Source organism: Lacrimispora sp., from assembly GCF_032078915.1.
Taxonomy (GTDB): domain Bacteria; phylum Bacillota; class Clostridia; order Lachnospirales; family Lachnospiraceae; genus Lacrimispora.
The window spans coordinates 1-12,414 of the sequence record NZ_DAMAUN010000039.1; the positions used below are offsets into that span (position 1 = coordinate 1).

Below are 12,414 nucleotides of genomic sequence, written 5' to 3' on the forward strand. Positions count from 1 at the left end.
TGCTGTCCTGATAAAGTTTTTCCAATTCTTCCAGATGAAAAATCCCTTCAGATACTTTGTAGAATTTTTTCGTATCCGCCAAATAAAACATGCTGTTTTCGTCCACATTAATTGCCGCAGTCTGGCCGTCGGTGTTAGAAAAATAAATCTGGTAGGTGGTAGCGCTGTCAAGAGCTCCGTCAGGAACTTCTTCTAAAGAGAAGCCGTGAAAGAGATCGGCGGCCCTTTCTATGGTTTCCCTGCTCTCGTCAAAGAAGGAATAGCAGATGGAACCATAGTAAATGGAAACGGATTCAGTTTTTTCTGTGTCAATAGGAATGCCGGTAAGGCCCTTTGCCTCTTTTTTCTGGCTTTGGCATGCGGTAAGAGATAATATAAGAATGATAAGAAGAAAAAACATTCTTTGTATTTTTCTAATCATAGGAAACCTCTTTTTTAAATCTATATTATCATAAGTTCTTAAAAAAGCAAATAATAGGAAGGGGACCGGTAATTATGTTTGCTTTGTCTGATAATATTTTGTCAGGATATCAAGATAAGCCTTGGCGTATTTCGGAAGGTAGCGGTTTTTCTGATAGGCGGCTATCAGGGTATTCTCAATCGTTTCTTTCCCAATGGACAGGCAGACTGAGGATTTAAGTTCTCTGTCATTCAGATAATGATAGTAGCTTTCAGGGGCAAAGGCGGCTCCTAAGCCTTCCATGGCAAGGCGGATGGACATTTCGCTGTTTCTGGTATGAAGGAGAATATTTGGTTCCAGCCCATAATCCTTAAAGAGTTTTAAAGCAAGGCCGCCTGTATTCTGGTCAGGATAGAGAAGAATAAAGGGCTCGTCTGCAAGAAGACCAAGATCGATCCAGGGATATTGAAAGCCATCTTTTTTTTCAGCCATTTTTACCAGTGGATTTGATCCGGATAGGACGAGAACGATTTCTTCCTTTCCGATCACCTGATAATCCAGGCCGGTGGGAAATTCATGGACGTTGTAAATGGTCACGTCTACGGTATGATCGGTCAGGGTATGCTCTGCCACAAAGTTGACTTCCTCCATCATGTTGACTGTGACATGGGGATATAGCTTGTGGAAGTTTGAAAGGGTGGGACCGATCAGGCTGTTTCCAAGCATAATGGGAATGGCGATATTTAAACGTCCGTGGTTTTGGTGCATAATATCATCAAACTCCATGTCCCATTCGATTCCGAATTCCACGATTTTTTCGGCATAGTGAATGTAACGTTCTCCGATATAGGTTGGAGAATAGGAGCTTCCAACACGGTCAAAAAGACGGGCTCCAAGCTGATGCTCCAAATTTTTTAAATATTTGCTTAAGGATGGCTGGGAGATAAAGAGAGTTTCTGCTGCTTTGCTGATGTTTTTCTGTCTGGCGATGGCCAGAATGTATCTTGCTTCCTTTAATTCCATAAATATTCCCCCTTTGCGCAGGTGATGGCGTTTTCTTATAGCTTTAATGCATAGAAAATATAGATTATATGTATTTGACGTACAGTATATCATAATTTATAATAAAAGTATAGACATAAATTAACAGAACTTATAAGTGATGATAAGTTTATAATGATTGATGTAAAAAGCATGGGGAGGTCCAGATGAAGAAAAGTAGTGCATTTATCATGGTGGTGCCAGGGCTTGTAATACTGGCAGTGTGTCTGTTTTTACCGCTTTTAAGGGTGCTGATTCCGTCTTTTCATACCGGAGACTATCCGTTCAGCGCTTATGTGGAATTTTTCCAGGATGAGTATTATCTTAAGATTTTTATGAGGACGGTAAAGGTTGCGTTCATCACTACGGCTGTCTGTATGGCAGCAGGAGTTCCGACCGCGTATTTTATCAGCCGGTGCCAGAAAAAGTGGAGAGGGATTTTGCTGTCTGTTTCCATTTTCCCCCTGATGACCAATTCTGTCATCAGAAGCTTTGCCTGGATCAATATTTTAGGAAGCAACGGTATCATTAACCGGTTCCTTATGGCGGCCGGCCTTGTGGAAAAGCCTGCGAAGCTGTTGTACACGGATTTTGCCATTATCATTGGTTCCGTTTACCTATTTCTTCCCCTGATGATCGTTACAGTGGCCGGTGTCATGGAAAATATTGAGGATGACATGATGGAGGCGGCTCTCAGCCTGGGAGCGGACCGGTTCAAGGCTTTTATGAAGGTGGTTTTCCCCATAAGTCTTCCCGGAATCATTGTTGGAGGCATTCTGGTGTTTACCGGAACCTTGACGGCCTATACTACGCCTCAGCTGCTTGGCGGCAATAAACATATGGTCCTTGCCACATTCATCTACCAGAGGGCCATGAGTGTGGGAGACTGGAACGGGGCCGCAGTCATTTCCCTGATCATGATCGCCACGACCCTGGCTGTGATCAAAGGTTTAAATGCCCTGTCAGCCAGACTGGACAGAAGAGGAGGAAATCATGCGTAAGAATAAAATGCTGACTGCTTTTGCTGTGGTGGTGTTCCTGTTTTTGGTTCTGCCGCTTGTCATCATCACTGTGACCGCCTTTGGGGAGGGCAGTGCCATCACCTTTCCCATTGACTCTTTCTCTTTTCGGTGGTTTGTCAATGTATTTGCATTAAAGTCCTTCCGGGTTTCCTTCTTAACCAGCCTGGAAATCGCCTTGCTTGCGACCATTGCCGCCCTTTTTGCAGGGATTCCGGCTGCCTATGCTCTGGCTAGGTCGGGCCTAAAGGGAAAGGGGATATTAAAATCCGTGTTCCTTTCTCCGACCATTGTGCCTGGAATCGTAATCGGCTTCGTGCTCTATCAGTTTCTGGTTTTGACTTTAAGAGTTCCGGTGTTTGCCGGACTTTTGGCCGGGCACTTTATGGTGACTCTGCCCTATGTGATCCGGGTGGTCGGTTCCAGTCTGGACCAGTTTGATTTTTCAGTGGAAGAGGCGGCCTGGAGTTTGGGGTGCACAAAGACGGGGGCATTTTTCCGTGTGGTACTGCCTAATATCACATCCGGTATCTCCGCTGCCTTTATGCTGGCTTTTATAAACTCCTTTAATAACATTCCGGTTTCCATGTTTCTCTCTGGTCCCGGTGTGTCTACCTTCCCGGCGACTCTCATGGGTTACATCGAATATAATTATGATCCCACCGTATCGGCGGTATCCGTGCTTTTAATGGCCGTAACGGTCCTTATTATGGTAATTGTTGATAAGACACTGGGAATTGCAGCTTTGGCAAAATAGGAGGAGAAACCATGGCGTATATGACACTGCAGGATATTGATGTCCGTTATGATAAGAAGAAACAGATTTTAAAGGGATTGAATTTAGAAGTGCAGGAAGGGGAGCTGGTTTCCCTTTTAGGGCCCAGCGGCTGCGGAAAAACCACGACCCTTCGTGTGGTAGCCGGGTTTATTGAGCCCCAGAATGGAGTTTTCGCTCTGGATGGCGAAGACCTTACCAAGGTTCCGGTCCATAAGAGGAATTTTGGAATCGTATTTCAAAGCTACGCCCTGTTTCCTCATTTAAGCGTATATGACAATGTGGCATTTGGGCTTAAGATGAGAAAGCTTGATAAGGCGGAGATTGATAAAAAAGTGGATCAGATCCTGGAGGTCTGCGGTCTTACGGAATTTCGCGGGCGGTTTCCCCAGCAGATGTCCGGCGGGCAGAGACAGAGAGTGGCCCTTGCCAGGGCGTTAGTAATTGAGCCAAAGCTTCTTCTCCTTGATGAGCCTTTAAGCAACTTAGATGCAAAGCTGCGCATCAATATGCGGATGGAGATTAAGAGAATTCAGAAAAAGCTTGGCATTACCACCCTGTTTGTCACCCATGACCAGGAGGAGTGCTTCTCCATCTCGGATAAGGTGGCGGTTATGAACCAGGGAGTGATCGAACAGTTTGATACGCCGGAAAATATTTATCAAAGGCCAAATACGGAATTCGTTGCAAGATTTATTGGTTTTGAGAATTTTCTTCCTTTAAAGAGACAGGGAGATGTATATAAAACGGAGACCGGCGCAGTATTTAACGTAGAAAACACACACAGGGAAGGCGCATGCACCGGCACCATCCGCCCGGAGGATATCCGGGTGGCAGAGGAAGGGCAGGAGGGCAATATCCTGGAAGGTACGGTAGGCGTCCGGACATTTCTTGGAAAGGGTTATCAGTATGAGGTCCTTACCGCTGCCGGAAAGTTCCTGGTAAACAGGCCTGCAGAAGAAGCTTATGAAGAGGGCAGCCGGATCCGTCTTTATCTGCCGGAGTCTAAGCTGATTCTTGTGAATTAATTGGAATATGCCCAAAGGACTTGGGCAGTAATAAGGTAACTGCGGCTGATACAGCCGGTCAATTATAAAAAAGAGAGGATCAAGATTATGAAGAAAGTATTGGCATTATCCCTATGTGCAGCCATTGTACTGACGGGCTGCGGCGGTGCCGGAACTACGGGAACGGCAGCAGAGAAAAAGAGCGGCACAGAAGAGAAGAAACTGGTGTTATCCACTTATGGCTTAAGCGAAGATATTTCTGAGGAAGAGGTGTACAAGCCTTTTGAGGACCAGTACAACTGCAAGATCGTTACAGAGACAGGCAGTACCAATGAGCGTTACACAAAGCTTTCTGCTGACTCACAAACCACCATTGACGTAATCGAGCTGTCCCAGGCCATGACGGCAAAGGGAATCGAAGAGGACTTATTTGAGCCTCTGGATTTAAGTAAGATCGAGAACAGCCAGTATCTGATCAAAGCGGCAAAGACCATGGCGGACGCCGGACAGGGAATTGCCTATACCATCAACAGCATCGGCATTATGTATGATCCGGAAGCAGTGGGCTTTGAGATTAAAAGCTTTGACGATTTATGGAAGGCAGAGCTGGAAGGAAGTGTTGCCATTCCGGATATCACGACTACCTTTGGTCCTGCCATGGTTTATATGGCAAGCGATTACAAGGGCGTTGATGTGACCAGTGACAAAGGAGCGGCCGCTTTTGAGGCATTGGAGGAATTAAAGCCAAACCTTGTAAAGACCTATGCAAAGTCTTCGGACTTAATCAATATGTTTACTTCCGGCGAAATCAAGGCTGCCATCGTAGGCGACTTCGGTGTTCCAACCATTAATGAAGCAAACCCGGGCCTGGTGTATGTGACTCCTGACGTGACCTATGCAAATTTCAATACCATCAGCATTACCAAGAACTGCAAGGACAAGGAACTGGCTTACGCCTACATCAATTACCGTTTGAGCAAAGAGCTTCAGGACAAAACCACCAAGGCTTTAAACGAAGCACCTACCAACAACCAGGTGGAGGTTTCCGAGGAAGATTCGGCAAATATGACTTATGGCCCTGCGGCAGAGAGTGCAAAGGTGTTAGATTACTCCTTTGTCAATCCGGTCTTAAGCGATTGGATTGATCAGTGGAACCGAACAATCAATAATTAAGGACAGAGGGAAAATGAAGGTTGACTTGCTTATTCAAAATGGATGGGTCTACCGGACATACAGGCAATGCTTTGAAAAAATGGACATTGCGGTTGTAGGGGAAAAGTTTTACGACATTTCCCCTTCCTCCTATTATGGGAGCAAAATTCCTTATGAGGCTGAATGTGTGGTGGATGGTACAGGAAAATATTTTATACCGGGACTGATCGATATTCACATGCATATCGAAAGCTCCATGACATATCCGGGAGAGTTTTCCAGGGCGGTCCTGCCCTGGGGAGTCACCTGCGTAGTGGCTGACCCTCACGAGATCGCCAATGTATTCGGGTTAGAAGGAATAAAAAGCTTTATGGAACAGAAAACGGAGCTGGATATTTACTACGGGATTCCATCAAGTGTTCCTTCCACCGGAAGCAGCTTAGAAACCTCAGGCGGGCAAATCAGGGAAGAGGAGGTCCGGGAGCTTCTAAAAGAGGATAAAGTCATCTGCCTTGGAGAGGTGATGAATGATTCAGACTTAGTCTCCGGAGAAGATACTCTGATCAAACGCATTATCCGGCTGTGTCAAAACGGGGACCGCAGGCTGAAGATCGAGGGGCATTGCCCTGCCCTGACAGGATCAGAGCTGGCAGGCTTTATCAGGGGCGGCGTAGATGCGGACCATACCCAGCAGACACCCGAGTCCGTCCTGGAAAAGACGGACATGGGCATGTTTCTGGAACTTCAGGCAAAATCCCTGACATCTGATGTGGTAGAAACGGTGGTATCCCATGGTCTTTATGAAAATGTGGCTCTTGTAACAGATGATACCATGCCGGATCATTTGGCAAAGGGACATTTAAACCAGATACTTAAATTGGCTGTGGAGCAGGGAATGCCGGCAGAGAAGGCTATTTACTGTGCGACCCTTACACCTGCGCGGAGAATGGGCCTTGATGACAGGGGAATGATTGCGCCTGGAAAGCTGGCGGATCTGGTTGTACTTGATGATCTGGTAAGCTTTTGCCCTACTGCGGTTTATAAAAACGGAAAACTGCATGTAAAAATCCCGGATTCTCCAAAAGCAGTTTTCCCGGACCATTTTTACCAGTCTGTAAAATGCCGCCTGGCTCTGGCTTCTGATTTTAAACTGAACCGGTGTGAGATCCGGGAGGGAACTGCAACCGTTAATGTCATGGAGATCCAGGACTTTGGAACAAGGGTTAAGCATGTGAAAAGGGAAATTCCTGTCAGGAACCGCTGCATATGCTGGCAGGAGGCAGGGCTTTCCCTGGCAATGGTATTTGAACGCTGCGGAAAGACAGGGGATGTTTCCTATGGACTTGTGGAACATGCCTTAAAGTCTCCCGGTGCTGTTGCAACCACCTGGAGCCATGACAGCCATAATCTGCTGGTGCTTGGAAATTCGGTGGAGGATATGGTGCTTGCCCAGAACCGGGTGGTTCATATGCAGGGCGGTTATGTGACGGTCCGGGGAGGCAAAATCACAGCTTCTGCAGCCCTTCCCGTAGGCGGAATCCTCTCCGACGGAAGTCTCACAGAGCTTTCAGAGGAACTGGCCAAGGTGCGGGAGGAAATCGAGGCCATGGGGTATGTGAACAGCAATGTCATCATGTCCGTTTCCACCCTGACGCTACTGGTTTCCCCGGAATTAAAGATAAGCGACAAGGGCCTGTTTGATGTAAAGACGAAGCAAAGGGTTCCTTTGGTGGAAAAATATGAGTCTTAAAGGAAATAATTAAAAGACATCCTATGGGTGTGTTTTATGCCCCCTCCAATATGGGCAGTCATGAGGAAGCACCCGTTGGGTATCCCTTTATGCCCAATAAAGACGGGCAGTAATAAGGAAAAGGTTGATAAATGTGAGAACGATAATCATAAATGTAACTGTGGTAACAATGAATGAACAGAGGAAGATTCACGATCCCGGTTTTGTGATGTTTGAAAATGATATCATCACAGCAGTGGGAGGTATGAAAGATCTACCGGAAGAAGCCTGGCATTTGGATACGGTGACAGTGGACGGAAAGAACGGCATCCTGATGCCGGGAATGGTGAATCTCCACACGCATATGGGGATGATCCCTTTCCGTGGACTTGGGGATGACTGCAAGGACCGGCTCCGGGTATTTTTGCTTCCAATGGAACAGAAGGCAATGGATGAAGAGCTTGTATACCTGTCATCCCGCTACGCGGCAGGGGAGATGCTCCTTGGCGGCGTGACCACAGCCCTTGATATGTATTACTTTGAGGAAGAAGCGGCTAAGGCCATGGATGAGATGGGAATGAGAGGGATTGCAGGGCAGACAGTGATGGAAGAGGGGGCCTGCGATTTCAGTGATCCTTATCAGGCATTGGCTTATGGGGAAAAATTGATAAAAAAATATCAGTCCCATCCCCGAATATCAGCCTGCATTGCTCCTCATGGAACCAATACCTGCGGGAAAACGCTGCTTTTGGAAGCCTGCCGTCTGGATTCGTCCTTCAAGGTTCCGTTTACCTTACATACGGCGGAAATGGATTATGAAATGGATTATTTCCGGAAGGAATACGGCATGTCCCCGGTTCAGTATTTAGACAGCATCGGGGTATTGGGAAAAGAGACTCTGGCAGCCCACTGCATTCATATGGAGGAAGAGGATCTTTTGCTTTTAAAGGAACGGGAAGCAAGGGTGGCTCACTGCATCGGCTCCAATACAAAGGCGGCAAAGGGAGTGGCACCGGTAAGCTCCATGCTTAGGCTGGGAATTCCGGTAGGACTTGGAACGGATGGCCCTGCCAGTGGGAACACTCTGGATATTTTTACGCAAATGAAGCTTTGTGCGGATTTTCATAAAAATGAAACCAGGGACCGTAGCGCATTTCCGGCGGAAACCATTGTGTCAATGGCTACGGATCTGGGAACAAAGGCCCTGGGCCTTTATGACCATACAGGTTCCCTGGAACCGGGAAAGCAGGCGGATCTTGTTTTAGTTGAAACCCGTTCCGCCAACATGTTTCCGGTTTACAATCCCTATTCTGCCCTTGTTTACAGCGCCAATCCTTCCAATGTGGAGGCTGTATACGTTGCAGGGGAATGTGTGGTGAGGGAGAAGAAGCTTGTAAAGGCAGACATGGCAGAAATCAGGAAAATGCTTATAAATAAAATGAAAAAAACGGATTTTGGAATTTATATGGAAAAAGTGGGAAATATTTATTGAAGAAAGGGTTTGCAGGGTGATTATAATAAATCCATCAGAGGTATATTATAAACAGAGGTTTTAATTATAAATTCGCCGCTTGTTATTTATTAGAAATAATTGACAACCATATTGCCCTGTGGTAAACTGTATCAGTACAAATACGCGCCGATACTTGGTATTTCGGATACTCCAACCAATACTTGGTATGAGGTGAGACTTTAAGACTAAAGGAGGAAATCAACATGATTTCAAAGGAAAAGAAAGCAGCTATTATCGCTGAATTTGGCAGAAAAGCCGGAGACACAGGTTCACCAGAAGTACAGATTGCAATTCTGACAGAAAGAATCACAGAATTAACCGATCACCTTCAGAAGAACCCAAAAGATCATCATTCCAGAAGAGGACTTCTGATGATGGTTGGACAGAGAAGAGGTCTTCTTGATTACTTAAAGAAGACAGACTTAGAAGGTTATCGTTCATTGATCGAGAAGTTAGGAATCAGAAAATAATAAACCATTTAGGGTGGAGGACATCTCCACCCTATCTGTCTATTAGGAAAAGAATATTAAAAGTAGAAGCATTCCCCGAGACCGCTGATGTGCGCGTAATAAGCAGAGCCAAAAGTCGGGAATAGGGGAAGGATATGCCAGCATATCCTTCCCCTATTCCAGGCTCTTGGCGAGCAACCGCGAATGAGGGACTGAAAGTCCCGAATTTGCGGCTGCGGATTCTGCCCAAGGCAGAATCTGCTTATGCCCCCCAGCGGGCCGCACAAGCAAACTTATTTTTTGCGCGCAGATCAGTAGTTTCGGCGTCTTCTACTGTTAATATAAATATTAATCCAGTAAAAGGAGATACCAGTATGTACAAGAGTTTTAGTATGGAACTGGCCGGCAGAACATTAACCGTTGATGTCGGCAGAGTAGCAAAGCAGGCAAGCGGCGCGGTACTTATGCACTATGGCGATACCGTAGTATTAGCAACCGCAACTGCGTCTGACAAACCAAGAGACGGAATCGATTTCTTCCCGCTGAGCGTAGAATACGAAGAAAAATTATACGCCGTAGGAAAGATCCCAGGCGGCTTCAACAAAAGAGAGGGAAAAGCGTCTGAGAATGCAATTTTGACCTCCCGTGTCATTGACCGTCCAATGAGACCTCTGTTTCCAAAAGATTACCGTAACGATGTGACTTTAGATAACATCGTTATGTCTGTAGACCAGGATTGCAGCCCGGAGCTGACAGCGATGTTAGGCTCAGCCATTTCAACCTGCATTTCCGATATTCCTTTTGACGGACCCTGTGCTTCCACCCAGGTTGGACTTGTAGACGGAGAGCTGGTCGTCAACCCGACCCAGTCCCAGAAGCAGGTTTCTGATATGGCGCTTACGGTTGCATCTACAAGAGAGAAAGTCATCATGATCGAGGCCGGAGCCAATGAGGTGCCGGAAGATAAGATGATCGAGGCCATTTTCAAGGCTCATGAAGTAAACCAGGAAATCATCAAATTCATTGACACCATCGTAGCAGAGTGCGGAAAGCCGAAGCACCAGTACACCAGCTGCGCAGTGCCGGAAGAGTTATTTGCTGCCATCAGGGAGATCGTTACTCCTGAGGAGATGGAAGTTGCCGTATTTACCGATGAAAAGCAGATAAGAGAAGAAAACATCCGTAAGATCACCGCAAAACTGGAAGAAGCCTTTGCAGAAAAGGAAGAATGGCTGTCAGTGCTTGGAGAAGCCATTTACCAGTACCAGAAAAAGACCGTCCGCAAGATGATCTTAAAAGACCATAAGCGTCCTGACGGCCGTGCCATGGATCAGATCCGTCATCTGGCAGCGGAAATCGATATGCTTCCAAGAGTTCATGGTTCCGCCATGTTCACCCGCGGCCAGACTCAGATTTTAAATATTTGTACCTTGGCTCCATTATCAGAAAGCCAGAGATTAGACGGCATTGATGATATGGAAACCTCCAAGAGATATATGCACCACTACAATTTCCCTTCCTTCTCTGTAGGAGAGACAAGGCCTTCCAGAGGACCGGGACGCCGGGAGATCGGCCATGGTGCCCTGGCAGAGAGAGCATTGATTCCGGTTCTTCCGTCTGAGGAAGAATTCCCATATGCGATCCGTACCGTTTCCGAGACCATGGAATCCAATGGATCTACCTCCCAGGCAAGCATCTGTTCCTCCTCCATGTCCTTAATGGCTGCCGGTGTACCCATTAAATCGGCTGTTGCAGGTATTTCCTGCGGACTTGTTACCGGAGATTCCGATGACGATTATATCGTCTTAACCGATATTCAGGGTCTGGAAGATTTCTTCGGCGATATGGACTTTAAGGTAGGCGGCACCCACAAGGGTATCACTGCGATCCAGATGGATATTAAGATCCACGGCCTTACAAGACCGATCATTGAGGAAGCCATCCGCACCACCAGAGAGGCAAGGCTTTACATTCTTGATGAGGTTATGGCAAAAGCCATTGCAGAGCCGCGTAAGGAAGTAGGCAAGTATGCTCCGAAGATCGACCAGATTTCCATTGATCCTCAAAAGATCGGCGATGTGGTCGGAAAGCAGGGGAAGGTGATCAATAAGATCATTGAAGAAACCGGCGTGAAGATCGATATTAACGATGACGGAAATGTATCCGTATGCGGAACCGATCAGGCCATGATCGACCGTGCGATCCAGATCATTAAGAGCATTGTTACGGAAATCCAGGCAGGTCAGATTTTCACAGGCAAGGTTGTCCGAATCATGAACTTTGGTGCTTTCGTTGAACTGGCTCCCAACAAGGATGGTATGGTTCACATTTCCAAGCTGTCTGATAAGAGGGTGGCAAAGGTTGAAGATGTTGTCAACATCGGTGACGAAGTGACCGTTAAGGTAATGGAAGTCGACAAGATGGGCAGAATCAACTTAAGCATGAAGCCGGGAGATCTGGCTGCAAAGACAGAAGAGAAAAAAGCTGAAACAGAATCAAAAGAAACAGTATAAAACAGCATAAAACAGCTATGCCCTGTGGCAGACAGCAGATAGGCCAATATCCGTTTGCTGTCTGTTTTTATTATGGAAATGTAGTTTAGAACGGGGGAGGAGTATATCATGGAAAAACAGACACTGGCAGAAATTGCAGCCCAAAAATTATTGCAGATCATACAGGAAGAAGGATACACGGCTGGAGACAAGCTGCCTACTGAGGCGGAACTGTCTGAAGTTCTGGGGGTAGGGCGTAATACGGTCCGAGAGGCCTTAAGGATCCTGATGTCCCGGAATATCGTTACCATTCGCCAGGGATCGGGGACCTTTCTGTCGGATAAAAATGGCGTGGCCGATGATCCTCTGGGATTTACCATGATAGAAGACAGAAGAAAGCTGACAGAGGATTTGATCCAGATCCGGGTCATGCTGGAGCCGCCGATTGCAGCCCTGGCGGCTCAGAACGCGGCCTTGGAAGACATCCTTTGCCTGGAGCAGATACTTCTGGAATTAGAAAAGATGATGGAGGACCGGGAGGATTATTCGGAAAAGGATTCCCAGTTCCATGCCCAGATTGCCAACTGCAGCCATAATCTGGTCATAGCAAACCTGATACCTGTCATTACCGACGGGGTCAGGGTCTTTGCCGGTTCGGTCCGGGAGACTGAATATGCCCAGACGTTATTGTCTCATCGAAGGATTTATGAGGCGATCAGGGACCGGAAGCCTGTAGAGGCACAGCAGGCAATGCATTTCCACTTAATGTACAACGACAACCGCTATAAGGAAGAAGACCGGGAAAGAAACTGATTGAGCCGTGGTCTGAAATCATAC

At 46.8% G+C, this 12,414-nt stretch carries 11 protein-coding genes; 9 read left to right on the top strand and 2 right to left on the bottom strand.

Features of this window, described 5'->3' with window-relative positions:
• Together RT269_RS15770 and RT269_RS15775 are read right to left on the bottom strand one after the other, a co-directional pair.
• A partial coding sequence (locus tag RT269_RS15770) for a hypothetical protein (protein WP_313183949.1) occupies nucleotides 1-421 on the bottom strand: 421 nt, incomplete at its 3' end.
• Nucleotides 422-493: 72 nt separating this feature from the next.
• Nucleotides 494-1,423, bottom strand: a complete 930-nt coding sequence (locus RT269_RS15775) for a LysR family transcriptional regulator (protein WP_313183951.1) — start codon at nucleotides 1,421-1,423, stop codon at nucleotides 494-496.
• A 185-nt stretch (nucleotides 1,424-1,608) separates the two neighbouring features.
• Between RT269_RS15775 and RT269_RS15780 the strand changes: the two genes are divergently transcribed.
• The 9 genes from RT269_RS15780 (at nucleotide 1,609) to RT269_RS15820 (ending at nucleotide 12,390) form a co-directional block, all read left to right on the top strand.
• A complete protein-coding gene (locus RT269_RS15780; RefSeq protein ID WP_313183952.1) occupies nucleotides 1,609-2,442 on the top strand; it encodes an ABC transporter permease in 834 nt (277 codons plus the stop codon).
• Nucleotides 2,435-3,217 (top strand): ABC transporter permease, encoded by a 783-nt coding sequence (locus RT269_RS15785; protein ID WP_313183954.1) that lies wholly within the window; start codon nucleotides 2,435-2,437, stop codon nucleotides 3,215-3,217. The genes RT269_RS15780 and RT269_RS15785 overlap by 8 nt, the downstream gene beginning before the upstream one ends.
• A gap of 11 nt (nucleotides 3,218-3,228) precedes the next feature.
• The gene (locus RT269_RS15790; RefSeq protein WP_313183956.1) at nucleotides 3,229-4,263 is read left to right on the top strand and encodes an ABC transporter ATP-binding protein; all 1,035 of its coding nucleotides are present in this window, start codon (nucleotides 3,229-3,231) and stop codon (nucleotides 4,261-4,263) included.
• A gap of 87 nt (nucleotides 4,264-4,350) precedes the next feature.
• Entirely contained in the window at nucleotides 4,351-5,415 is a 1,065-nt protein-coding gene (locus tag RT269_RS15795; protein WP_313183958.1) for an ABC transporter substrate-binding protein, read from the top strand.
• Between the two features lie 13 nt (nucleotides 5,416-5,428).
• Nucleotides 5,429-7,144, top strand: coding sequence for an adenine deaminase C-terminal domain-containing protein (locus tag RT269_RS15800; protein ID WP_313183960.1), 1,716 nt, complete (start codon nucleotides 5,429-5,431; stop codon nucleotides 7,142-7,144).
• A 133-nt stretch (nucleotides 7,145-7,277) separates the two neighbouring features.
• Nucleotides 7,278-8,615: an amidohydrolase gene (locus RT269_RS15805; RefSeq protein ID WP_313183962.1), complete on the top strand. Its 1,338-nt coding sequence runs from the start codon at nucleotides 7,278-7,280 to the stop codon at nucleotides 8,613-8,615.
• 224 nt (nucleotides 8,616-8,839) lie between these two features.
• Nucleotides 8,840-9,106: a 30S ribosomal protein S15 gene (gene rpsO, locus RT269_RS15810; RefSeq protein WP_024294143.1), complete on the top strand. Its 267-nt coding sequence runs from the start codon at nucleotides 8,840-8,842 to the stop codon at nucleotides 9,104-9,106.
• A 353-nt stretch (nucleotides 9,107-9,459) separates the two neighbouring features.
• The gene (locus RT269_RS15815) at nucleotides 9,460-11,598 is read left to right on the top strand and encodes a polyribonucleotide nucleotidyltransferase (protein ID WP_313183964.1); all 2,139 of its coding nucleotides are present in this window, start codon (nucleotides 9,460-9,462) and stop codon (nucleotides 11,596-11,598) included.
• 108 nt (nucleotides 11,599-11,706) lie between these two features.
• On the top strand, nucleotides 11,707-12,390 hold the full coding sequence (locus tag RT269_RS15820; RefSeq protein WP_313183966.1) for a FadR/GntR family transcriptional regulator: 684 nt from the start codon (nucleotides 11,707-11,709) through the stop codon (nucleotides 12,388-12,390).
• Nucleotides 12,391-12,414: the final 24 nt, after the last annotated feature.

Excerpts from the sequence above, each read along its gene's own strand:
- RT269_RS15815 (WP_313183964.1), top strand. The coding sequence starts at position 9,460 with ATGTACAAGAGTTTTAGTATGGAACTGGCCGGCAGAACATTAACCGTT.
- rpsO (WP_024294143.1), top strand. The coding sequence starts at position 8,840 with ATGATTTCAAAGGAAAAGAAAGCAGCTATTATCGCTGAATTTGGCAGA.
- RT269_RS15820 (WP_313183966.1), top strand. The coding sequence starts at position 11,707 with ATGGAAAAACAGACACTGGCAGAAATTGCAGCCCAAAAATTATTGCAG.
- RT269_RS15790 (WP_313183956.1), top strand. The coding sequence starts at position 3,229 with ATGGCGTATATGACACTGCAGGATATTGATGTCCGTTATGATAAGAAG.
- RT269_RS15795 (WP_313183958.1), top strand. The coding sequence starts at position 4,351 with ATGAAGAAAGTATTGGCATTATCCCTATGTGCAGCCATTGTACTGACG.
- RT269_RS15785 (WP_313183954.1), top strand. The coding sequence starts at position 2,435 with ATGCGTAAGAATAAAATGCTGACTGCTTTTGCTGTGGTGGTGTTCCTG.
- RT269_RS15780 (WP_313183952.1), top strand. The coding sequence starts at position 1,609 with ATGAAGAAAAGTAGTGCATTTATCATGGTGGTGCCAGGGCTTGTAATA.
- RT269_RS15800 (WP_313183960.1), top strand. The coding sequence starts at position 5,429 with ATGAAGGTTGACTTGCTTATTCAAAATGGATGGGTCTACCGGACATAC.
- RT269_RS15775 (WP_313183951.1), bottom strand. The coding sequence starts at position 1,423 with ATGGAATTAAAGGAAGCAAGATACATTCTGGCCATCGCCAGACAGAAA.